At 69.5% G+C, this 23524-nt stretch carries 17 protein-coding genes; 9 read left to right on the forward strand and 8 right to left on the reverse strand.

Going from position 1 to position 23524, the window contains the following annotated elements; genetic code table 11:
* Both KBX53_RS01915 and KBX53_RS01920 read right to left on the reverse strand, forming a co-directional pair.
* On the reverse strand, window positions 1–831 hold an 831-nt coding region (locus KBX53_RS01915; protein WP_210857609.1), incomplete at its 3' end, for an NAD(+)/NADH kinase.
* Window positions 832–922: 91 nt separating this feature from the next.
* Window positions 923–4030, reverse strand: a complete 3108-nt coding sequence (locus KBX53_RS01920; RefSeq protein WP_210857610.1) for a M14 family metallopeptidase — start codon at window positions 4028–4030, stop codon at window positions 923–925.
* 375 nt (window positions 4031–4405) lie between these two features.
* Here KBX53_RS01920 and KBX53_RS36965 point away from each other — a divergent pair, with 375 nt between their 5' ends.
* From KBX53_RS36965 to KBX53_RS36970, 4 genes are all read left to right on the forward strand, one after another.
* Window positions 4406–5056 (forward strand): DapH/DapD/GlmU-related protein, encoded by a 651-nt coding sequence (locus KBX53_RS36965; protein ID WP_305797929.1) that lies wholly within the window; start codon window positions 4406–4408, stop codon window positions 5054–5056.
* A gap of 108 nt (window positions 5057–5164) precedes the next feature.
* Complete coding sequence (locus KBX53_RS01930) at window positions 5165–6112, forward strand: NAD-dependent epimerase/dehydratase family protein (protein WP_030335149.1); 948 nt, start codon at window positions 5165–5167, stop codon at window positions 6110–6112.
* Window positions 6112–7635, forward strand: a complete 1524-nt coding sequence (locus KBX53_RS01935; protein ID WP_210857612.1) for a lipopolysaccharide biosynthesis protein — start codon at window positions 6112–6114, stop codon at window positions 7633–7635. Before KBX53_RS01930 ends, KBX53_RS01935 begins: the two co-directional genes overlap by 1 nt.
* Window positions 7598–8215, forward strand: a complete 618-nt coding sequence (locus KBX53_RS36970) for a DapH/DapD/GlmU-related protein (RefSeq protein WP_305797930.1) — start codon at window positions 7598–7600, stop codon at window positions 8213–8215. The genes KBX53_RS01935 and KBX53_RS36970 overlap by 38 nt, the downstream gene beginning before the upstream one ends.
* 10 nt (window positions 8216–8225) lie before the next feature.
* Here the strand turns inward: KBX53_RS36970 and KBX53_RS01945 are convergent, their stop codons facing one another.
* On the reverse strand, window positions 8226–9530 hold the full coding sequence (locus KBX53_RS01945) for a glycosyltransferase (protein WP_210857614.1): 1305 nt from the start codon (window positions 9528–9530) through the stop codon (window positions 8226–8228).
* A 162-nt stretch (window positions 9531–9692) separates the two neighbouring features.
* On the opposite strand from KBX53_RS01945, the gene KBX53_RS01950 reads away from it, so the two are divergent.
* Together KBX53_RS01950 and KBX53_RS37050 are read left to right on the forward strand one after the other, a co-directional pair.
* Window positions 9693–10778, forward strand: a complete 1086-nt coding sequence (locus KBX53_RS01950; protein WP_210857615.1) for a glycosyltransferase — start codon at window positions 9693–9695, stop codon at window positions 10776–10778.
* Window positions 10775–12100 carry a glycosyltransferase gene (locus KBX53_RS37050; RefSeq protein ID WP_210857616.1) on the forward strand — a complete coding sequence of 442 codons (1326 nt, stop codon included), beginning with the start codon at window positions 10775–10777 and terminating at the stop codon, window positions 12098–12100. The genes KBX53_RS01950 and KBX53_RS37050 overlap by 4 nt, the downstream gene beginning before the upstream one ends.
* Here the strand turns inward: KBX53_RS37050 and KBX53_RS01960 are convergent.
* Complete coding sequence (locus tag KBX53_RS01960) at window positions 12071–13396, reverse strand: hypothetical protein (protein ID WP_051708717.1); 1326 nt, start codon at window positions 13394–13396, stop codon at window positions 12071–12073. The two genes, KBX53_RS37050 and KBX53_RS01960, sit on opposite strands and share 30 nt — an antisense overlap.
* Before the next feature lie 596 nt (window positions 13397–13992).
* Between KBX53_RS01960 and KBX53_RS01965 the strand changes: the two genes are divergently transcribed.
* From KBX53_RS01965 to wecB, 3 genes are read left to right on the forward strand one after another with little or no spacing between them, the layout of a single operon-like run.
* On the forward strand, window positions 13993–15033 hold the full coding sequence (locus KBX53_RS01965; RefSeq protein WP_030335135.1) for an SDR family NAD(P)-dependent oxidoreductase: 1041 nt from the start codon (window positions 13993–13995) through the stop codon (window positions 15031–15033).
* A complete protein-coding gene (locus KBX53_RS01970) occupies window positions 15027–16166 on the forward strand; it encodes a capsular biosynthesis protein (RefSeq protein ID WP_210857617.1) in 1140 nt (379 codons plus the stop codon). The genes KBX53_RS01965 and KBX53_RS01970 overlap by 7 nt, the downstream gene beginning before the upstream one ends.
* The gene (gene wecB, locus KBX53_RS01975; RefSeq protein ID WP_210857618.1) at window positions 16163–17287 is read left to right on the forward strand and encodes a non-hydrolyzing UDP-N-acetylglucosamine 2-epimerase; all 1125 of its coding nucleotides are present in this window, start codon (window positions 16163–16165) and stop codon (window positions 17285–17287) included. Before KBX53_RS01970 ends, wecB begins: the two co-directional genes overlap by 4 nt.
* Before the next feature lie 203 nt (window positions 17288–17490).
* Here the strand turns inward: wecB and KBX53_RS01980 are convergent, their stop codons facing one another.
* The 4 genes from KBX53_RS01980 to KBX53_RS01995 all read right to left on the reverse strand — a co-directional run bounded on the left by KBX53_RS01980 (window position 17491) and on the right by KBX53_RS01995 (window position 23074).
* The gene (locus KBX53_RS01980; RefSeq protein ID WP_210857619.1) at window positions 17491–19365 is read right to left on the reverse strand and encodes a nucleoside-diphosphate sugar epimerase/dehydratase; all 1875 of its coding nucleotides are present in this window, start codon (window positions 19363–19365) and stop codon (window positions 17491–17493) included.
* Window positions 19366–19616: 251 nt separating this feature from the next.
* A complete protein-coding gene (locus KBX53_RS37055) occupies window positions 19617–20867 on the reverse strand; it encodes a glycosyltransferase family 4 protein (RefSeq protein ID WP_051708716.1) in 1251 nt (416 codons plus the stop codon).
* Between the two features lie 100 nt (window positions 20868–20967).
* Entirely contained in the window at window positions 20968–22068 is a 1101-nt protein-coding gene (locus tag KBX53_RS01990; RefSeq protein ID WP_210857620.1) for an NAD(P)-dependent oxidoreductase, read from the reverse strand.
* Window positions 22037–23074, reverse strand: a complete 1038-nt coding sequence (locus tag KBX53_RS01995) for a glycosyltransferase family 4 protein (RefSeq protein ID WP_210857621.1) — start codon at window positions 23072–23074, stop codon at window positions 22037–22039. The genes KBX53_RS01990 and KBX53_RS01995 overlap by 32 nt, the downstream gene beginning before the upstream one ends.
* Between the last annotated feature and the right edge of the window lie 450 nt (window positions 23075–23524).

The following is a 23524-nucleotide window of genomic DNA, read 5'->3' on the forward strand; positions in this document are numbered from 1 at the left end:
GAGCAGCGTCATCTTCAACTGGGTGCGCTCCTGGTAACGCAGCGGATCGAAGCGGACCACCAGACCGGCGTCGCGGCGGTACGAGATGTCCACCGTCCCCTCCGTCGCCGCGTCGCGGAACACCAACCCGTCCATCTCCACGACCACCGGCGACGAGTTGGGCTGCAACTCCAACCGGATCTTCTCGTCCGGGGAGAGCACCACCGCCCGGGAGATGCCGGCCATCGGCGCCGCCGGCGTGATCACCACCGAGTCCGCCGCCGGGGAGATCAGTGGACCACCGGCGGCGTAGCTGTACGCCGTCGAGCCGATCGGAGTGCTGACCACCACGGCGTCGCTGCGGTAGTAGCCGTACTGCTGGCCGTCGATGGCGAGCGTGACGCTGACGAAGCCGGCCCCCGGCTGGCGAACCAACGCGATGTCGTTGAACGCCACGATGTCGTCACCGCAGACGTCGCAGGCGAGGCAGGCGTGCGACTCGATGGTGAAATCCTTCGACAGCAGCCGGCTCAGCGCTTCGGGCAACTCCGGCGGTTCGACTTCGACGAGAAACCCCAGACGACCCAGGTGTACGCCGAGCACCGGCTTGGGGTCGCCGATGGCGGAGCGCAGCGCACCCAGCATGGTGCCGTCACCGCCGATGCTGATCAACGCGTCGGCGCGGGCCGCGACCTCACCCGCCGGCACCGGCTCGACGGCGGACGGGACACGGTGCTGGTCCTCCTCGCGCACCATCAGCGTCTTGTGGTGACGCGTCGCCCACCGCTCGATGATCCCGACCACCTCGGTGACATCCCGGGTGGGGTGCAGCACAAGTCCCAGCCCCGACACCCGTACAGCTCATCACATCGCTGGCGGGCGCACCCGGCGTACGCCGAAGGTGTGCCGGCGGCCCGCGGACCGCCGGCACACCTCGCCACCGTCAGGGGCGGGGCTGACCGGTGAGGTGGGTCAACGAGCGGGCGACCAGGTCATCGCGGGCCGCCGGAGGCAGACCCTCCAACCCGAAGCCCAGATACACCGTGTCCCCGGTGACCACCACCGAACCCTCCTCGAACGCCTGCTGGCTGCGCGACCAGTCGTTGGCGTTGCCCGCGGAGCCGGGCGGCGGACCGGCCACCGTCCAGCCCCCCAGGTCGGCCGACTCGAACGAGGTCTCCGCCACTGTCGACCCGTCGACAAGCACCCGGGCGTCGTCCAGGAAGACACCCAGCCCCTGGGTGCCCCAGTCCGAGGCGTACGTGATCGACACCTCGACCTGCTTGCCGGCGTAGCCCGACAGGTCGACCACGAACTCCTTCCAGCCACCCGACGACCCGGTCGCCGCGTTCCAGCTGCCGGTGCTCCCGGTGGGGGAGCAGTCCGCGCCCTGGTAGTGCGCGAGGAACGGGTGCAACTGCTCCACCCACCCTTCGGTGCAGCTGTCGCCGGTGACAGTGCCGGTCTTGCCGTTGACGTCCGGCAGGGTCGTCCAGTCGTCGCTGCCCACCTCGTGCGCCTCGACGAACATGAAGTCCCAGTCCTGCTCGATCTCGTAGGAGGTGAAGAAGCGCAACTCCGCGCTGCCCGCCCCGGTGAGGTCCACCGTGCGGGTGAGCCGCTTGTACGACTCGTCGGTCTGCCCGCTGTACAGGTACCACTCACCGGTACGCGGATCGAACGGCGCACCGCCCGGTCGGGTCCAGCCCACCGGCGCGGAACTGGCGAACTGCGGGAACTCGTCCGGCGGCAGGAAGCTCGACGTGGTCAGGAACGACGCGGTGTGCGCCTGGTTCTCCGCCGAGCCCGAAGCGTTCAGCTGCCCGGTGAAGCCGGTGAACGCCGCGTCGGTCCCGGCGACCGGGAACGGTTCCCCCGCCGGGCTGGTTCCGCCGTCGCTGACGTAGGTGTGCGCGCCCAGCCAGTACTGCTGGAAGTCGTTCAACAGGGGCAGACAGCTGGCGGCCCCGGCGTCGGTGCACTCCGGTGGCGCGTCCGGGTGATAGACGTACGACCCGTTGGCGCCCTGCGCGAACAACGCGTACTGGCCACTGACCAGCAGTTTGCCGCCCTCGTTCAGGTAGTCCCGAACGGCCAGCTCGGTGTCCAGGGCCGCCCTGGCCGTCGTGCCGGCCACCTGACCGGGGGAGCGCAGGATCACGTCGTCGCCGGTCTCCCAGACCACCGCCCGGTAGTGCGACAGCACGCCCAGCGGATGCGGCGCCTTGCGGCCCATGACGTCGAAGTCGTACACGTCGCTGCTGCGCCCGGCGGCGCTCAGCGACGCCGCGACCTCGTCGGCGTACTTCGCGGTGCTGCCGGTCTGCGCCGGGCTGAGGCCGGTGACGTCCTCCATCGCGAGAACCAGCACGTCACCGCCGATGTCGTCGTGCACCCGATAGGTGAAGTGGTCGCTGGCCACCACCCCGGCACGCGGTTTGTTCCCGGTGAACCAGACCTCTACCCGGTCGCCCGGCTTAGCGCCGCTGACCGTGCCGCGTAGCTCGGCGTAGTAGTCGTCGTGCGTGTCGCCGTACCGTTCGCCGCCGCGCCACTCGCGGACCGCGACAGTCTTCGGCCGTCCACCGTTGACCATGTAGTGCATCCGCACGTTCTTCAGCGCCCGACGGGTGATCGAGGCGACCTGCTGGGTGCGCCCGTACGAGGTGTCGAAGGCGTCCACCACGAAGTCCGGGGTGCTGCGACCAACCACCGACACCGGCTCGTCCGGGTCCGCCGCGGACCGGGCCACGGCCAGCGCGAACGGCAGGTTCTTGCCCACCTCGCCGGCGATCAGCGCCTCGTCGTCCGGGAAGATGAAACCGCTGACGCAGTCCTCCGGGCGCCACTGGTCGTCCGGGTCGACGGCCGAGGCGGCCTCGCAGGTCGACATCTCCGGGGTGAAGCCCAGCGTGCCGTACTTGACGGTGGCGTGGCTGTCGGTGTCCCCGTTGGTGGTGTACAGCTCCGCGGAGATGTCCGGGTCGTAGCCGGGCACCGCCGGGTGCGCGTCGTCCCCGGCCATCGCCTTGTAGATCTCGTCGTCCGGGGTGGGGGTGCTCACCTGCCAGCCGACGCCGTAGAGCAGCAGCTCGGCCGCCGAGTGGTAGTTGACGAAGAACTCGAACCCCACCCGCTTGAAGAGCCGGTCCAGGGCCACCGTCTCCGGCTCCGAGTTGGGGCCCGGACCCCGGTAGGTCTCACTGTTCGGCTCCGGCGACGAACCCTCGTTGTCGTACCCCCACTTGTAGCTGAAGTTGCGGTTCAGGTCGACGCCGTCGCCGGAGCCGATCTGCCCGTCACCGTTGTTGTCCCGCAGGTTCTTGCGCCACAACCGGTTGCCGGGGGTGAAGGTGAAGTCGTAGCCGTCCGGGTTGGCGACCGGCAGGAACCACAGCTCGGTCGTGTTCAGGAGCTTGGTGATCTCCGGGTCGGTGCCGTAGCTGTCCAGCACGTGGTGCATGAGCCGGCGGGTCATCTCCGGCGTGATCCACTCACGGGCGTGCTGCGCGCCGGCATAGAGCACCGCCGGCCGCTTGCCGTCCGCGACGGTCCGCGCGTTCTTGGTGACCTTCACCGCGACGATCGGCTGCCCCTGCTGGCTGCGACCGATCGTCTGCACCTTGGTCAGCTTCGGATATCGGGCCGCGGTGGCGTTCAGCTCGTCGCGCAGGCCGCCCGGCTCACCGTAGGGACGGAAACTCGTCCAGCCGGCCGCGCCCTGCTCCCGCAGCGCCTGCGACGCGTCCTTGCCGCGAACCTTCTTCACCGACAGCGGTACGCCCTGGTCGGTCAACCGCTTCGCCTGCCGTCGGCTGAGCACCGTCTCGACAGTCGTCCGGCCGGACGAGTCCGTCTTCGCGTCGTGGCCGAGGTCGACCCCCGCCGCGCGCAGCTGCTCCCGCTGTTTCGCGTCGACGGTGCCGACGTACACCTCCAGGCCGTCGCGGGCGCCCGGGTCGGACGGTGGCCGCGCGCTGGCCGGTGGGGTGAGTGCCAGTGCGCCGAGCAGGGTGACCACGCTGGCGATCGCCAGTCGTCTCGGTCTCATCGCGCCTCCTTGGGTGAAGGACCTGTAGGCGCGAGCCTTCGGTGCGGCGTGATCGATGTCAATGGTTCGATGGGAGGAACGTCGCTGAACGTGTCGACGTAACTTCCTGCCGTGACGACCGGTTGTGTGGGGTGGCCGCCTGAAAAAGTCGGCGCTGACGTCCGGTCCCGTGCAATGTCCCGAAGCAAGAGATGGGCATTCTTACATAAAGCCGACTATCCACACGTACGCTCGCTCCTGTCCGCAGCAGTGGTGACGAAGCCAGATGGGGGAACAGGTGTCGATGCGTCAGATCCGTGGTCCGGTCCGGCAGGGCGTCATCGTCGCGGGGCGGTGCCGAGCCTGATGCGCGTGTCGTCGCAGCACCCGGGGCGGATGGTCACGGCGATTGCCCGCCTCCTCGACCTGATCTGGGTCAACGGCTCGCGGGCTCGCAGGGCCGTGCGGGGCGTGGCCAGCGCTCGCCGGTTTGCCGCCCATGGAGACAACTTCACCTTCGACCCGGACGGCGTCTACACCTACGAGACGATCGAGGTCGGCCGCAATGTCGATCTCGGTCACCGTCCGGTCATCATGGCTGCTCGATCCCGGATCCGCATCGGTGACAACGTCATGTTCGGGCCCGAGGTGACCATCCGGGGTGGCAACCACCGGATCGACCGCCTCGGCGTGCCGATGATCTCCGTCGAGAAGTGTCCCACCGACGGGGCTCTCGATCGGGGAGTGACGATCGGCGACGACGTGTGGGTGGGCACCCGTGCCGTCATCCTGCACGGAGTGACGATCGGTCGCGGTGCGGTGATCGGGGCGGGCGCCGTGGTGACCCGTCCGGTGCCGCCCTACGCGATCGCCGCCGGCAACCCCGCCCGAGTGATCCGGTTGCGCTGGCCGGTGGAGGCGATCGTCTCGCACGAAGAGCAGCTCTACCCGCCGGAACGCCGACTGACGCCAGCGGAGCTGGCGGTGCTGTCGGATCTTCCAGGGTCCGCCGCGCGGCCCGACTCGTCCGTCGCCATCGTCCCCTGACGGCGCGGCGCATCATCGTGCCGTAGTCGCACGATGACGAAGCGTGACAGTCGTTGGAGAAACTCGTTGGACCGGTTGACCAGTAAACGGGGCGTGGAGGCGGGACGCATGCGACTACTCATCACCGGCGGTGCGGGATTCATCGGCTCCAATCTCGCCCGCGCCGCGGTCCTGCGGCGCAGCGTCACCGACATCCGGATTCTCGATGACCTGGCGACCGGGCGGATGAGCAACCTCGACGGCCTCGACGTGGACACGATTCCCGGTTCGATGCTCGACGACGAGGCGCTGGACCGGGCGATGGCCGGCCGCGACGCGGTGGTGCACCTGGCGGCGCTGCCGAGCGTGCCGCGCTCGTTGCGTGATCCGATCGCCTCACACCACGCCAACGCCACCGGCACGCTGCGGGTTCTGGAGGCAGCGCGCCGGCACGACGTGGGCCATGTCGTCGTCGCCTCGTCCTCGTCGGTGTACGGCGCGAACCCGGTGCTGCCGAAGACCGAGCTCGCCTGGACCCGCCCGCTCAGTCCGTACGCGGTGAGCAAGCTGGCCACCGAGGCCTACGCACTGGCGTACCAGACGTCCTTCGGTCTCCCCACCCTCGCGTTCCGGTTCTTCAACGTCTACGGTCCGGCCCAGCGGCACGATCACGGGTACGCGGCTGTCATCCCCCGCTTCATCTACGCGGCACTGCGCGGTGAGCCGACCGAACTCCACGGAGATGGTCGGCAGTCACGCGACTTCACCTATGTCGAGACGGTCTGCGCGGTGCTGCTGGCCGCTGTCGAGCGGACGGTCACCCATCCTCAGCCGGTCAATCTCGCCTTCGGCGTTCGCGCGGAGCTGCGCACTGTGGTGTCCGAGTTGGAGCAGATCATCGGCCGCCCGATCATTCGGCGGCACGTGGCGCCCCGCCCCGGGGACGTCCGGCACTCCGAGGCCGACAACAGGGTGCTCCGTTCACTCTTTCCTGACGTGGTGCCAACTCCCCGGCTCGACGGTCTGCGGGCCACCGTCGAGTGGTTCGAGGCGCACGTGTTGAAGCAGCCCGCCTGATGGCCGACCGCCCCTCACGCGCTGGGGCGGCCCCGCCCGTGCTGGTCGACGCGGTTGACGAGGCGTCCGCTGCCACCACGCCGGCGGTACGGGCCACGACGGTGCAGGCGGAGCCACGCCAGGACGACGTGTCGGCGGCACGGCGGTCGCGTGGCCGTGCGCTGGTCACCGGCATCGCCTCGTCGCTCGCCGGCAAGGCCGTCGGCCTGGTCGCGCCGCTGCTGATCACCCCGATCGCGTTCAGCTATCTCGGCGCCGAGCGGTACGGCATGTGGATGGCGATCACGTCGCTGACCGCGATGGCGTTGTTCGCCGACTTCGGCCTGGGAAACGGTCTGCTCACCCGGCTCTCGCGGCTGTACGCCACAGGTGATCGCCGCGTGGCGGCCCGGGAGATCGCGAGCGCCTACGCCCTGCTCGCCTGCCTTGCGGTGGCGCTCCTGCTGGTGTTGGTGCTCAGCATTCAGCTGGTTGCCTGGCCGGCGTTTCTGAACGTCGTGGACCCGGTGGTGGCCCGGGACGCCCGAGCGGTCGTCTTGCTCTGCTTCGGTGCCTTCCTCATCAACATCCCGCTGGCCCTCATCCAGCGGGTGCAGTACGCCCACCAACAGGTCGGGCAGAGCAACCTCTGGCAGGCGGCCGGCAGTCTCGTCTCGGCGGCTCTGGTGGTGGCCGCCGTCGCCGTGAACGCCGCTCCGGTTCTGGTGATCGCCGCCGCGGTGCTCGCCGTGCCGCTGCTGAACCTGGCCAACTCGATCTGCTATTTCGGCTGGCAGCAGCCCGACCTCCGGCCACGCGTGAAGGACGTGCGCGCCTCGAAAGTGCGGGGGCTGCTCCGACTGGGGTTGCGGTTCTTCGGACTCTCCGTGCTGAGTTCCATCGCCCTCAACATCGACGGGTTCCTGGTCGGTCGGGTGCTCGGTCTGCACGCGGCCGCGAACTACGCGGTGATCCTGCGGATGTTCGCCGTGCTGGTTCTGTTCGTCACCTTGGTCAACCTGCCGCTCTGGCCGGCCAACGGCGAGGCGCTCGCACGGGGTGATGTGACCTGGGTCCGGCGCAGCACCCGACGGATGGTCTACCTGTCCGCTGCGGTGGTGACACTGCCCGCGCTGTGCCTCATTCTGGGCGGCAACGACATCCTGCGCCTCTGGGTGCGGTCGGACGACCTTGACCACGTGCCGGTCCCGCTGTTCGTCGCGCTCGCCGTGTGGTCGGTGTTTCTCGCTGTCGCGGCGCCGCTCTTCATGGTGCAGAACAGCGTCGGGCTGCTGGGGGCGCAGTTTCTCGGCTGGGCGGTCTGCCTTGTTGTCGCCGTACCGCTGAAGATCCTCCTTGCGGGCAGGGACGGGCTGTCCGGTGTGGCGCTCGCCTCGGCGCTGTCGTACGGGGTCACCGTGCTTCCCGCCGCCGTCGTCGGATACCGCAAGGCGTTGGCCAGCGTCTCAGCAAAGAGATCGAATCCGATCGAAATGGAGCATGATGATGAGTACATTGCGCGGCATCGTCGCCGCCCTGCGTGATCGGCGAGCGGCAGCCCGCGACCCGGAAGGGTTCGCGCGCTCGATCGGGGTGAACCTGCGTGGACGGGTGCGTTTCTACGGCGTCAACCGGAGCATGTTCGGCTCTGAGCCATGGCTGATCACCTTGGGCCACAATGTCTACATCACGGCCGGAGTGCAGTTCCTCACCCACGACGGTGGCACTCTCATTCTGCGCGGAGAGCATCCCGATCTTGAATGGACCGCGCCGATCAGTGTCGGCGACGACGTCTACATCGGTGTGCGATCGATCATCATGCCGGGGGTGCGGATCGGGGATCGGTGCATCATCGGCGCTGGTTCGGTCGTGACCCGTGACGTTCCGGGCGGCAGCGTCGCCGCGGGCGTACCCGCGCGCGTTCTCCGGAGCACCGACGAGTACCTCACCGCGATGAAGGCCAAGTCACTCGGCTGTGGACACCTGCCCGCTCAGGAAAAGGCCGCGGTGATCCGAGAGATCTACGGCGTGCCGGGGCATCAGAAGGACCGGGCGGCGCGAGCGACCTCAGCCGGCAGCAGGAGGGCGACTGAGCCGACAGCTCCCGCTGGTCCGCTGGGGTGATCGGGTCGAATCACCACCCGCCGCGCGGTGGGCGTACGTCCGTCTGCCCGCTCACGTGGTCCTGCTCGGTCCGCGCCCCGGCCACGAACGCGCTCACCGTGGGTGCCCAGGCCCGGTAGTCGAACGCCGCGGCCCGCTCCCGGGCACGCCGGCTCATCTGCCACCACTGCGCGTCGTCCAGGGTGAGCGCCCGCATGAGGCCGTCCCGCACGTCGTGCGCGCCGGGACCCGCCAGCACGATGCCCTCTCGGCCGTCATCGATGTAGGTCGCCAGGTCACTGGTGTGGTTGAGCAGAACCGGGCAGCCGGCGGCCAGACTCTCGGGGACCTTCGACGGAAAGCCCGCCTCGGCGTAACCCCCGGTGGGTCGGACCAGCACCGAGAAGTGCGCCGCGCGCAGTTCGGCGAGAACACGCTCGCGCGACACCCGCCCCAGGAAGATGACCTGGTCGCCGAGGTCCGTCACCGCCCCCTGGTCCAGGTCGGACATGGCTGCGGCCTGCTCCTGGGTCATCCCGGCTATCGTCAGCCGGACCCGCTGGCGTTCGGGTTCCGGCAGTCGACGGATGCCCTCCACCACCGCGGCGAGGTGGTCCTTGGAGCCCGCGGTGCCGGCGTACAGCAGACGCAGGCTCTTCGTCAGTGACGAGGGCGCCGGTTGGCGATAGTCGGCGCAGTCGACCTGGGGCGGAACCACCAGGACGGGCCGGTTCGGCCGGATGAGACGTCGCTGCAGCGTCGTGGAGATGGCGATGATCCGATCGGCCAGCCGCCCAGCGAGGAAGGAGTGCCACCGGTGCCGGATGAAGTAGGGCGTCAGGCGTCCACGGCGAAACTGTCGGGGGTCGTGCCGTTCTAGAACGTCAACCGTCATCGGGCAGCGCATCGTCAGCCGTAACACGATCCAGGTGGTCAGGTTCCACAACCCGAGTGGAAGGCAGACAGCAGTGACCTCACCGACGGGCACCCCCGCCTGACGCAGGGCCTTGAGTACGCGCAGTGGTCGGCTCTGCCGGCGCAGCCAGCGCCGGAGCCGGCTGCCTCCGCCTGCGGCGACCAGCGTGATCAGACGCAGTTCGGGTGGCAGGGCGAACAGCTCAGGTTGCCGTTCGTTGTCGGGCCAGTCGTTCACGATCAGGGTTGTCGCGCCCGGGGGAGTCGCGGAGCGGGCCAGCTGGAGCAGTCGGTTCGACATGGCGTCACCGTGCGGGAACCGGTACGCCGCCACCATGACCACTCGTGGCCCGGGTTCGCCGGAGGTAATGGTCGGCTGAGCTGGAGAGGTGAGGGTCTCGTAGCTTTTCATGCTTTCCATTCGTATAAAGCGTGTCTCAGGCTTTTGACGGCTATTGCCGGTGTTACTGTACGCACCGATTCGATTACTGGGGATCAGGGCACGCCGCCGGTGCCGGTCGTCGACGATGGAGTGTCAGTGGAGCCAGCCAGTCGGGACGAGCAGAGTCCGTACACCCCACCTGTGCGAGCACGGCCGATAGTCGTGCAGCACTCGGCCGGTACGCCCGGCGCCAACGGGCCACTGACCGCCGTGGGGCGGGTGCTGGATTCCCCACTCAGCGAGCGGTACGAGTTCGTCCGCATGCATCAGGTCGGCGGCAACGGCGGCCTCAACGTGCCTTTGCTGCGCCAGTGGGTCCGACTTCTGCGGGGGGTACGCCCCGACCTGGTGCACGTGCGCGGCCTGCAGAACGAGGGCTTTCATGGCGTGCTCGCCGCCCGGTTGGCCGGCTGCCCCCGAATCCTGGTCACGGTGCACGGCACCGTGCGGGACCTGAGGCACGGCGGCCACACCTGGCGGAGAACGATGGTGGTCCGTGGCGCGGAGCCGGCAACGCTGCGGATGGCCAGCCACGTCGCCACGGTCTGCGAGTACGCCGCCGACCGGGACTTCGTCCGGGCGCACGCCGGCAAGTTCGTCGGCGTGATCCCCAACGGGGTTCCGCTACCTACCGATGTCGGTGCCGTGAGGAGTAGCCGACGCGCGGCCCTCGGCCTTGCCCACGACGACGTGGCCATGATCGCGGTAGCGCGCCTGAACTGGGACAAGGGCTTCGGGGTGCTGGCGGACGCGCTGCGCCGACTGCCGCCACGCCCTGGTCGCCGGGTGCTGCTGGTCGCCGGTGACGGACCGGACCGGGCCGGAATCGCCGAGGCACTGGCCGACCTGCACGGCATCGAGGTGCGGCTGCTCGGCAATCGGCTCGACGTGCCGGACCTCCTCTCGGCCGCGGACATCTTCGTCTTTCCCACCCTGCACGAGAACCTGTCCAACGCTCTGCTGGAGGCGATGGCCCACGCTCTGCCCGTCGTAGCGTCGGCCGTCGGTGGCAACATCGAGGTGCTTCGCCAGGGCGGCGGGCATCTGGTGCCGGCCGGCGACCCTGTCGCATTCGCCACGGCCCTGGAGCCGTTGCTCGACGACGCCGCCGAACGCCGGCACCTGGGGGAGACGGGCCGCAAGGTGGTGCACGACGCGTACAGCCTGCCGGTCATGCTCCGGTCTCTCGATGGCGTCTACCGGCGCATCCTGGAAGGTGCGGTGTGACCGACGAGCGCTGTCCCCGGGTGCTACTGCTGGGCTTCACCATCGGGGACGACTTGTTCCGTCACATCGTGGCGCACGACGTCGTCATGCCCACCCAGACCCACACGTTCGCCTGGGCCCTGGTGAGGAGCATCCGCGCCGCGGGCGGTCCGGTCCGTCTGCTCTCCGCGGCCCCCGCGTCGACCTTTCCGCGCAACCGCCAGATCCGCTTCAGGTCGGGGCGGTTCGAGCAGGACAACGTGCAGGGAGAGCTGCTGGGCTTCGTCAATCTACTCGGCCTGAAACATCTGACGCGGTTCGTCGCGGTCGTCCGTGCGGGCTCGCGGACGCTGCGCCAGCACGGCGACGACGTTCTGCTCATCCACGGCGTCCACTCGCCGTTCCTGTGGTTCGGGGCCCTGGTCGCGTGGCGACGGTCGGTACGGGTGGTGCCGGTCCTGACGGATCCCCCGGGAGTGGTTCTCCCTGAGGACGGCCGGATCGTCCGGGCGTTACGGCGGCTGGATCACACGCTGGTCCGGTTGGCGTTGCGGCGGTGTTCCGGCGTCGTGGTGCTCACCACCGCGCTCGCCGAGGACTTCGCGCCCTCGCTCCCGCGTCTGGTCATGGAGGGAATCTGCGATCCGCCCCCGGCCGAGGCGTCGACGGCCCACCCCACCCGTCCGCTCGTCTCAGCTCGGCCCCGCGTGGCGCCGGACGAAGCGCCGGCGGTCTGCCGCGACGTCGTGTACGCCGGCGGGCTCACCCGGGCCTACGGTGTGGATCGTCTGGTCGAGGCGTTCCGCGGTATGGACGATCCCGATCTGCGCCTGTTCCTGTTCGGTAGGGGAGAGCTGGAGGAATGGTCCCGGACCCAGGCCGAGGCCGATCCCCGGATCGCCGCCCCGGAGCTGCTCGACCGCGCGGCGCTGATGCCGCGCCTCGCACGTGCCTCGGTTCTGGTGAACCCGCGACCGGTGGATCAGTCGTTCGTCCGCTACTCGTTTCCGTCGAAGCTCATCGAGTACCTGTCGACCGGCGTTCCGGTGGTGACCACCAGGCTGCCGGGCATTCCACCCGACTATGACCCGTACCTGTGCTTCGCCGAGTCCGACACGGCCAAGGGCCTGCGCGACGTCCTGCTCCGGGTGCTCGCCATGGCTCCCGAGGAGAGGGCCGCTCTCGGCGGCGCGGGGGCCGCGTTCGTACGACGGACGCGCGGTCCGGAGGCACAGGGCGAACGGCTCCGGTCCTTCCTGGCCGACCTGATGACCGCCTCACCGGGTGGTGGCGGGTCGGTGGAGAAGCGCGGCCTACCGCAGCACCCGCGCGGGAGGCGTTGACCCGCTCCCGCTGCGGGTGAGGGCCGTCCACACGTACAGGAACAGCAGGGTGACGACGCCGATCAGCGCTGGGCGCGACATGCCGAGCTGATTGTTCGCCGGGATGTACGCCACGAGCAGACACATCTGCACGAAGATCAAGATCGGCAGGATGCCACCCGAGAGGTTCACCTCGCGCCAGAGCCGGGCGAAGAACCAACCCAGCAGGGCCATGAAGAGCACCGTTCCCGGGAAGGTGAGATCTGAGGCCAGCCAGGGATAGATCGTCGCCCAGTACATGCCCGCAGGCCACCCCGTCCGGTATTCGGTACGGACCGGGTACGCCGGGTACTGGTCAGCGTCGATGCCGAGGTACTGGCCGGCGTACGAGGTGATCGCCGGGGTGCTGCCGAGCCCATGGGACCAGGTGAACGGCGTTTCGAGGTTGTAGGCGAGGCCGAGGTAACCGTGGGTTGGATAGATCACCAGCGCGGCCAGCCCGGTCGCCACCTGCTCGCCGGCGATCCGCTCGACCGTCGGATTCGCACGGACCCGATCCTGGGTGCCGAACTGGTCCACGCGATCTGCCTGATTGCTCATCATGTAGCCGCAGAAGAGCACGACCACGACCGCCACCAGCACCGTCGCGCGTCGCCGCTTCTGCCGCTGCGCGATGCGATCGGGATTCCGCGACGACGCGATGAGCAGCCCGGCGGCAATCATCAACACGAAGTCGCCGAGGCCCTTGAGCGTGCCGATGTAGAGGAAGAAGACGCTGTAGACGCCGATGCCGGCGAGCCCCACGAGTCGCAGGCCGCTCGACAGTCGCCGCCAGTAGACGACGAGCAGTGGCACGAGCGCGGTGCCCAGAACGCCGAGCAGGGTCAGTACCTGGATGACCGGGTTGGTCCGCCCGGCGTCCTCCTGCTGCTGGTAGACGGTGAACTTGTTGAGGTACGCCCCCGCTGGGTCCTGCAGGCTGGCAATGATGCTGCCCGGACCGGTTGCCCCGTATTCGAGTAGCAGGGCCACGCCGAAGACCATGTAGTAGATGCCACCGGCCAGCACCAACCGGCGAGCCCGCAGGATGTCGGTGGAGCGGGTCGTTCTGGCCCTGGGCGCGGAATTGCCGCGGAAGAGCTGTGCGACATAACCGACGGCAAAGGCGCCGGTCGCGCTCAACACGAACAGCCACAGCACGCCGCGGTTCGGCACCTCCTGCGCCAACGCCCCGGTCCAGAAGAGGCCGAATGTGCCCAGCATCCAGCCGCCGGCCAACAACAGTGGCAGCCACGCTCGCAGCGAACGACGGAACACGGCCGGGGGTTGTTGATTCGTTCGCGGCAACGCCGGCGTTGGCGCGAATCGACGTGTGGTGAGGTCTGGTGTTGTCGTGCTCATCCAGCTGTGCTCCCGCGTCAGTGTCCGCTCCGCCGGGTGCGTCCCGGTAGTGGTCGTTCTGCTCATCCCGGCCTGCACCGCCAAGCTGTCCGTCGGTAGGCGCACGGCAGGACCGAAGACGTGTGTCGTTCTGAAGAGCCGGCCAAGGTCGCAGGCGGACGTGCCGGATGTGTGTCACCAGTGCGTAAGGGTGTTATAGCAAGCGTCGATCCGGTAATTCGCATGTTTCATGAAATGACTGCGACAGATGCCGTCCGGGCTGCGCACTTTGGCGCGACTCGTCGCCGCGTGCGGTCCCCGGGGCGACCGACCACCCGCGATCGTTTCTTCCTTGTCATGCTTTACGGCGATTTAGCAGCGAGAAGCGTATCTGCCGGCTGGACATGTCGTTGTCCCCGGTGCCGCAACCGGCCGAGCCGGCCCTTGCTGCGGATGGATCGTGGGCGACGCCCTGGCTCCACTCGCCGACTCGTCGGGTTATGGATCGGCGAATCGACGACACGGGAGGGTTTATGACTTTCGCTACCACCGGGCACCGCGTGCTCATCACCGGCGGCACCGGTTCCTTCGGTCAGACCATGGTTCGCCGGCTCCTCGCCCGCGGCGTCGGCGAGGTTCGGGTGCTCAGCCGGGACGAGGCCAAGCAGGACGCGATGCGTCGGCTGCTCGGTGACGAGCGGGTCCGCTACTACGTCGGCGACATCCGCGACTACGACTCGGTGCTCAAGGCCAGCCGAGGCATCGACTACATCTTCCACGCCGCCGCCCTCAAGCAGGTGCCGTCGTGCGAGTTCTTCCCCCTCGAGGCAGTACGGACGAACGTGCTGGGCAGCAGCAACGTCGTCGAGGCCGCCGAGCGCAACGGCGTCGGGTCGGTGGTGGTGCTCAGCACCGACAAGGCCGTCTACCCGGTGAACGCGATGGGCATGAGCAAGGCGATGATGGAGAAGGTCGTCCAGGCGCACGCCCGGAACAACCCGAACAGCGCCACCACCGTCTCCTGCGTGCGGTACGGCAATGTCATGTACTCGCGCGGGTCGGTGATTCCGCTCTTCATCGAGCAGATCAAGGCGGGCCGGGCGCCCACCGTGACCGACCCGGGAATGACCCGGTTCGTGATGTCGTTGGCCGACTCCGTCGAGCTGGTCGAGCACGCGTTCCAGCACGCGCGGCCGGGTGACATCTTCATCCGCAAGGCCGCGGCGTGCACCGTCGGCGACCTCGCCGAGGCGGTGTGTCAGCTCTTCGACGTGCCCGCCAAGCTCGATGTGATCGGCATTCGGCACGGTGAGAAGCAGGCCGAGACGTTGGCCAGCCGGGAGGAACTCGCCCAGGCCGAGGACTTCGGGGACTTTCTCCGGGTGCCGTTGGACGGTCGCGATCTCAACTACGCGCTCTACGTCTCCGAGGGCGAGTTCGGTGCCGGGCTGACCGAGGACTTCAACTCGTCGAACGCGCCGCAGCTCGGCGTACCCGAGCTTGTCGAATTGCTGAAGACGCTGCCCGAGGTGCGCGCGGAGCTGGCGCTGCGAGACCCGGTGTTGGCGTGCTGAAGCTCGCCGTCACCGGCGGCGGAGGTTTTCTCGGCTGGCACGTCCGGGTGCTGCTGCGCGCGCTGGGGTGGCCGGAGCCGACAGTGCTCAGCCGTGTCGACCTGGCCGACCCGGGAGTGATCGCGGCGAAGATCGCCGGCCACGACCGCCTGCTGCACCTGGCCGGCGTCAACCGGGGCGACGCCGCCGAGGTCGCCGCCGGCAACATGCAGCTCGCCACCCAACTCGCCGACGGGCTCAAGCACTGCGCGAACCCGCCGGCGCGGGTGGTCTACGCCAATTCGGTGCAGGCCGGCAACGGCACACCGTACGGCGACGCCAAGGCCGAGGCGGCGCGGGTGCTGGCGGACACCGGCGTCGACCTCGACGACGTGTTGCTGCCGAACCTGTACGGCGAGCACGGGCGACCGCACTACAACTCGGCGGTGGCGACCTTCTGCCGGCTGCTCGCCGAGGGTGGGCGGCCCGAGGTGCACGCCGACCGTGAACTGAGCCTGGTGCACGTCACCGATGCCGCCGCCCGGCTCATCGGGCTGTCCCGCGGGGGGTCGTGGGATCCGGCCATGCCGGCGCTGCGTGTCGGCGTCCAAGCCTTGGCGGACCGGCTCGCCGGGATGGCCGCGACGTACCGGACCGGGGAGATCCCGTCCCTGCTGAACCGGCACGACGTGCGGCTGTTCAACACCTACCGGTCGCACTGCTTCCCGGCGCACTACCCGATGGCGTTGCCCCGGCGAGCGGACGCCCGCGGCGAACTGGTCGAAACGGTCAAGGCGCACGGCGGGGCGGGGCAGTCGTTCTGCTCCACCACCCGGCCCGGGATCACCCGGGGAGAACACTTCCACCTGGCGAAGGTGGAGCGGTTCGTGGTGCTGCGCGGCTCGGCCGAGATCAGCCTGCGCCGGGTCGGTGACCACGAGGTGCTGCGGTTCCCGGTGAGCGGTGCCGAGCCAACCCTCGTCGACATGCCCACGATGTGGGTGCACAAGCTGGTGAACACCGGTGTTGACGAACTGGTGACGATGTTCTGGACCAACGAGCTTTTCGACCCGGACCGGCCGGACACCTGGGCGGAGCCGGTGGAGGCGGCCCGGCCGGCGCCCCTGGCGGCAGCAGAGAGAGGGCGGGCATGACCCGGATCATGACTGTCGTCGGCACCCGGCCTGAGATCATCAGGCTCTCCCGGGTGCTCGCGCGACTCGACGACACGGTGGAGCACACGCTGGTGCACACCGGGCAGAACTGGGACAGCACCCTGTCGGACGTGTTCTTCAAGGAGCTGCGGCTGCGGGAGCCGGACCGCTTTCTCCGGGTCGACACCTCGTCGCTGGGGCGGGTCCTCGGCGGGGTGCTCGTCGGCATGGAGACCGCAATCGCCGAGGAGCGACCCGACGCCCTGCTGGTGCTCGGTGACACCAACAGTTGCATCGCCGCGCTGATGGCCCGCCGGATGCGGGTGCCGGTCTATCACATGGAGGCCGGCAACCGGTGCTTCGACCTGAACGTGCCGGAGGAGACCAACCGCCGCCTGGTCGACCACGTGGCCGACTTCAACCTCGTCTACACCGAACACGCCCGGCGTAACCTGCTCGCCGAGGGCCTGCACCCACGCCGCATCCTGCACACCGGCTCACCCATGCGGGAGGTGCTGGAGCACTACCGGACTCCGATCGCCAGCTCGACCATCCTGCGTCAACTGGAACTCGACCAGGGCCGGTACTTCCTGGTGAGCGCGCACCGGGAGGAGAACGTGGACCGCCCCGAGCGGCTCCAGCGGTTGCTGGACTGCCTGGTCGCGGTTCGCGACCGGTGGGGCTTCCCCGTGCTGGTCTCCACCCACCCGCGCACCCGTAAGCGGCTGGAGGCGCTGGCCCCGGATGCCAGCGCACTGGACGGCATCGCCTTCCACGACCCGTTCGGCCTGCTGGACTACGTGCACCTGCAGACGAAGGCGTTCTGCACCCTGTCCGACAGCGGGACGATCAGCGAGGAGGCCGCCATCCTCGGCTTCCCCGCGGTGACGTTGCGCGAGTCGATCGAACGCCCCGAGGCCCTCGACGCGGGCGGCATCATCATGACCGGCCTCGACCCGCTGGGCGTGGTCGAGGCGGTCGAGGTGACGGTGGCGCAGGTCGCCGCCGAGGGGGTGCCCTGCCCGGCCGATTACCAGGTGCCCGACACCTCCCGGCGGGTGGTGGACTTCATCCTCTCCACAGTGCGCCGGCACCACGACTGGGCGGGCATCCGCCGCTGACCAACTCGGCACCAGGGCCGGCGATCACGAACGCGTGATCGCCGGCCCTGGTCGCTGTGCGCCTGGACCTGGCCGGACTCCCGGCCCTGGGCCGCGCGCTGGTGCGCCGTGACGGCGGGACGCCCCCGTGGGCGAACGGAACGGGGTGACGCCCGCGTGGCGTCACCCCGTTCAGCCCCGCCGTGGCGACGGGGTCGATCAGATCAGTGCGACTGCAGGGGTACGCCCCGCGGGCCCTTCACCGCCGGAGCGACCGGCTGGGCGCAGAGCAGCGCGAGCTGCTCGACGATCTTCGCCGGGTCGTCGTACGGGTCGAGCCCGCTCACCTCCATCGGGTCGAGCGGCGGCACGGCCACGTGGGACACCAGGGGGTGGAACGGTCGGGTGTCGACCTCACCGACGCCGAGCAGGTCCTCGTGCAGCTTCTCGCCCGGCCGCAGCCCGGTGTAGACGATGGGCACGGAGCTGGCGGCCTGCTCGGCCATCTGACGCGCCAGGTCGACGATCCGGACCGGTTCGCCCATGTCGAGCACCAGCGCCTCGCCGTCTCGGCCGATCTCGGCGGCCTGGAGCACCAGGTGGACGGCCTCCTGAATGGTCATCAGATAGCGGGTGACGTCCGGGTGGGTGACGGTCAGTGGCTTCCCGGCCTCGATCTGCCGCTGGAAGGCCGTCACCACCGAGCCGCGGCTGCTCAGCACGTTGCCGAAGCGAACGCTGAGGAACGTGCCCGGGAACCGGGACGCGGCGTGAGCTGTCAACTGTTCGGTGATGCGCTTCGAGTAGCCGAGGACGCTGATGGGGTTGGCTGCCTTGTCGGTGGAGTTGTTGACGAACTTCGCCACGTCCTGGCAGGCGTCCAGCACCGACAGGGTGCCCCAGACGTTCGCCTTGACCGCCTCGCCCGGGTGTCGTTGCAGCAGGGTCAGGTGTTTGAGCGCCGCCGCATGAAAGATGATCTCCGGACGGCGTTCCCGCATGATCCGCCGGATGCCCTCGTCGTCGCGCAGGTCGGCGAGGATCAGTTCGGGGCCGTCCAGCATGGCCCGTCCGGCGAGCGACATCTGCAGGCCGTGCAGGGCCGACTCGTCCCGGTCCAGCATCATCAGCTCGCCCGGGTTGGCCTTCATCACCTGACGGCAGAGTTCGGAGCCGATCGACCCGCCGGCGCCGGTGACGAGGATCCGTCGGCCGGTCAGGCTGTTGGTGCTCAGCGGCAGGTCGCCGACCACCTGCCGGCGGCCGAGCAGGTCGCTGACCTGCACGTCCCGGACGTCGGTGACGGTGATCCGGTGGTCGACAAGATCCCGCACCGGGGGCAGCACCTTGAAGACCGCGCCGGCCTCGAGGGTGGCCTCGCGGATCTGGCGGATCAGCGCGGCGTCCGCGTTGGCCACCGAGAAGATGACGGCGGTGGCGCCGGTACGGCGGACCGAGGCGGCCACGTCGTGCCGTCCACCCAGCACCCGCACCCCACCGATGCGCAGGTCACGTTTGTCGGCGTCGTCGTCGAGCGCGCCGACCGGCAGGTACCGGCCGCGCGGGTCGCTGAGCATGGCGCGGAGCAGCCCTTGACCGGCGTCACCCATCCCGAACAGCAGCACCGGCGTCGACGACCTGACATCCGGGCGCATGGCGAGGTCGTGTCGGTGCCGGTACACGAACCGGCTACCGAGCATGAGCAGTAGCGCGAGTGCGCCGCCGACCAGCGGGGTGCTCGCCGGCACCGGCCGATCGCCGGACGGCAGGAGCCCGAGCAGCAGGATGGCGGCCGTCGTGATGGTGGTGCCGGCGACGCCCTGGACCTCCTGAAGGCTGCCCAGCGGGTGCCGTCCGGAGTAGAGCCGGCGCAACGCCGCCACCGCCACGTGCAGGACCGCCGCGGCCAGTCCGACCGCCGCGGCCCGGCCGAGCTGGCCGGGAGGGAGCTGGAACTCGAACCGGGTCCAGGCGGCGGCCACCAGACCACCGACCCAGGCGGCGGTGTCGGCCGCGAGAAATCCGATGGCGCGCCGGCGGGCCCTGGCCCGCCGGGTCCGCTGGTCCGGCCGCTCCGTGTGCTCCGTGTCCTGGGGCATGTACTGGCTCCCTGTCCCGATCTCCGACTCTTCCGCCGCCCGGCAGAAGGAGCTTTGCGCTCTTTGTCCTTGTTACAGGGCGAAGCAGCTGCTCTGGCCGTGTTTCGGGTTATCTGAGCTGAAGATCCGGCTATCCTATTGGCCGCCCAGTGCGCCTGGCTGCTGTAGCGGCCTCAGCCACCGCCGTTCGGCCTGGCCACTGGGTGCCACCGGGTGAGTCGTCTTCCTCGACAACGCCACCGGCACCGTGATCAGCCGGCGGCCGGGACGTGGCCCCGGACCGCCTTCTCCAGGTGCATGGCGAGCGCGACGCTGCCGACCCGCTCGGAGAGCCGTTCCAGGTAGAACTGCCGACCGCCGCGGCCCAGTTCCTCGCGTTTCTCAGCGCCCAACTCGTACATCCGACGGATCGCGTCGGCCAGTGCGTAGGGGTCGCCGGGAGGGGCGACGAACCCGGCACCGGACTCGTCGACGAGCCGGGCCGCGTCACCCGCCAGAGCGGCCACGATGGGACGTCCGCACGCCAGGGTGCTCTGCACCTTGCTGGGCATGATCGACCGGAGGAGGGGCTGATCGCGCAGGGAGATCAACTGGACGTCACCGAGCGGCATCAGCTCGACCATCCGCTCGACCGGCTGCTGGCCGAGGAACACCACCCGGCCGGGCGCGTACCGTGCCGCCGATTCGCGCAGCCGGCGTTCCTCCACACCGCTGCCGGCGAACACGAGTGTCAGGTCCGGGATGTCGGCGAGATGCTCCAGGGCGTCGACGGCGACGTCGAGCCCTTGGAGGTTTCCCATGCTCCCGGCGTACATGACGACGAAGCCCTTCAGCCCGAGGGCCGCCGCCAACTGGGGATCAGGTGTTCGCGGCCGGAAGAGGCGCTCGTCGACCCAGTTGTAGACGACCGAGAGTTTGTCCCGGGGGACACCTCGGTTGCTCAGGATGTCGGCCATGCCAGGGGCGATGACCGCCACCGAGGACGCGCCCCGGTGCGCCGCGTCGCAGAACCTGTTGAGCCACCGGACGATCAGGTCGGTGCGACGGCCCGGGCGCACGTAGTCGCTCTCCGCCAGGGTGTCCGGCCAGAGATCCTCCATGAGAATCACGTACGGGCGTCCGTGCAGCCAACGGGCCACCATCGCGGGCAGCGTCACCGTCGCCGGCGACGAGTAGACCAGCCACACGTCGACCTTGCGGAGCAGGTCCAGCCGGGCCGCGGCGGAGGCCGCGAAGCTGAGATAGTTGGCGGCCCGCCCGAGCGCCGATCGGTCGTGACTGGGCACCAGCGGCACCCGGTGCACCGAGACGCCGTTCATCATCTCGAAGCGGTAGGGGCGCAGCCGGTAGCCCGGAGACAGCCGGCCGGACGGATAGTTCGGGAAGCCGGTGAGCACGTGCACCTCGTGCCCGAGGGCGACGAGCGACCGGCTGATGATCCCCGGAACGACGGCGGAGCCACCCTCCGGGTCGTACCACTGGGTGATGATCCCGATTCTCACCGCGCTGCCACCGCGGCCGGAGCAGCAAAGGAACCGATCAGGCCGGTCGGGCCTGACCCGGGGGCGAGAGCCATGGAGAGCCTTCCTGTTGGGGGCGGAGCTACGTCGTCAGAGACCGGTTTTCCGCGTCCGCTCCGCTCGTGTCGACCGGTTGCCGGTCACCTGTTCGGGGCCGCGCCACGGCGTCGGCGTTCGGCGTCGCGGCGGGTGTCGGCTCGGCGCCGGCAGTCCTCAGCCGCTCCCACGCCTCGGGGCGCAGCGTGGGCGCCAACCCCTGGTCGGTGAGCCAGCCCGGCGTCTGCCGCTTGCCGAACAGGAGCATCTCCACCCGACGGGCGTGCGCGTTGGCGTGCAGACCCGTCCGCCCGTACGCGGTGACGCAGCGCGTCGCGTACCGCGCCATCAGTGGTGGGAGGTGGAGTGGCTCGCGGCCACCGAGCAGACGCAGCAGCAGCCCTGTCGTCATGCCGTTGTGCGGCTGGAGCACGATGGGCGGCACCGGGCCGTCGACGAGCCCGAGGTGGGCGATCGCCGCGGCGACGTCGTCGATGAGGACCTGGGGTGTCGGCGCGGTACCGTCCCCGGCGACGCAGCTCATCCGCGACTGCGCGAGCCGGACGAGCGCCCTGGTGTTCGGTCGATCCACGTCGTGAACCCAGGTCGACCGATAGATGACCGTATCGATGCAGTCCTCGCGTTGCAGCAGGCGTTCGCCGACCGCCTTAGAGCGGGAGTACGGCGAGAAGGGCATCGTCCGCGATGTCTCGTCGAGATCCATCGCCCCCTGCGCCGCCGCCGAGCTGACGTGGACCAGCCGGTCGGCGTTGACCAGGGCGCTGGCTCGGGCGACGAGGGTGGGCAGCAGTGCGTTTCCGCCGTACAACTCCGCGCTGTCCGGGGCGGACCCGTTCGGCAGCCCGGCCGTGTTGATCACGACGTGTGCGCCGTCGAGCTGTGCGGCGAGGGCATCGACGACGTCCCGCTGGAGATCCGCCGGCACCGAATTGCTCCGGAGTGACTCGGTGAGTGGCCACGACAGGCGCGGTGCGGAGACGAGTTGGACCTCGGCCCCCCTGCTGCGCAGCTCGGCGACGACCGCGCGGCCGACGAAGCCGCTGCTGCCCAGCACCGCGACCTTCTTCACCGGCCGGTTCCCGGGGCCGGCCGGGTCACCGGCTCGTTGAGCTGACAGTTCTGGCATGGATCGTTCTTCCTTCCGGCGAAGGCTGGGCCCGCTGTGCGGTGAGCCAGGCGGGGGCAGCGAGGTAGGCGGCGAGGATGGCGAGGGCCGTGGCGTCCAGCGCGACCCGGGTGACTGGTCCGCTGAAGGACGCGGCGACCAGGCAGCCGGCCACTGTCGCGCCGACGACGGCGGTCGTCGCGGTGACCCGCTGGTGCGACCAACCGCCGTCCGTCAGCCGCTGATAGGCGTGGTTGCGGTGGGGGCGGTACCAGGCTTCGCCCTTGCTGATGCGGCGCAGGAGCGTCCAGCCCGTGTCGGCGAGATACAACGCGAGTGGCGCCACGGCGGCCTCCGGCGGCGTGCCGCGCACGATGGCGTAGGCGGCGATCGTGCTGAGCGCACCGCCCAGGGCGTACGACCCGACATCGCCGAGAAAGACCTTCGCGACCCAGGCGTTCCAGGGCAGGAATGTCAGCGAGGCGGCGGCGATCAGACTGCCGGCCGCGATCAGTAGCGGAAGGTCCGTGAGCACTCCGAGCACGGCGTACGCCAACCCGCCGAGGATCGCGTGCACGGCCGAGATGCCGTTGATGCCGTCCATGAAGTTGAAGGCGTTCACGTACGAGGTCACCCAGGCCGCCAGGGCGAGGACGAGGAGCACGTGGAGGTACCAGGTCTGCCCGCCGGGCACCAGGATCACCGCCGTGCCCAGGCCGGCCAGCACCTGCAGGAGCAGTCGGCTGCGGATCGGGACCCCCCGCAGGTCTTCCAGGAGCCCGATCGCCGCGAAGAAGAGCAGCGGTACGGCGATGGACCGGGCGTGTTCGTTCAGGAGAAGCGCGAGCCCCGCCGCCGCGGCGACTCCCACGCCCCCGCCGCGCGGGATCGGTGTGCTGTGCGAGGACCGCTCCGACGGTATGTCGAGCACCGCTGCTGCTCTCAGCAGGCGAAGGACGAGCGGTTGCAGCAGCGTGCCGACGACGAGTGCGAGAACGATTCCGCCAGCGAGCGGAACACTCAGCATGGCGTGATTCCTGACGAAATGCAGTGAGGATCCTCTTGAATGCGTACGAGATTCACCAATTGGGCCTTTGGTTTGAACTGGTCAAACGAGGATGAATCAATCATAGGGGGTCGCTACTATGGACAAACGACCGTTCGCGCTATTCGGTGTGGAACAGGCGGCTGAAACCGCTCGCGCTGTTCTCGACGACGTCCGGCAGCCCGATGCGGGGGCTGACCTCGTCGGTCACCCCGGCGGACGTGACGGTGACGGTGGCCGGCCACCGAATGTGAGACGGGCCGGCCGGCCCGGTCAGAGTCGGGCGGCGGTCGAACCCGGCTCGCCGGTCCCGTCGTCCAGCAACCGGGGGAGCAGCGGCCGCAACGGGCTCGACTCGCCGTCGCGACCGCCGGCCCCCACGCCCCCAGGCGCCGGGCTGGGTTCCGGGGCGACACCCCAGAGCCCGGCCCG

Source organism: Micromonospora sp. M51 (assembly GCF_018070305.1).
Lineage (GTDB): Bacteria > Actinomycetota > Actinomycetes > Mycobacteriales > Micromonosporaceae > Micromonospora > Micromonospora parva.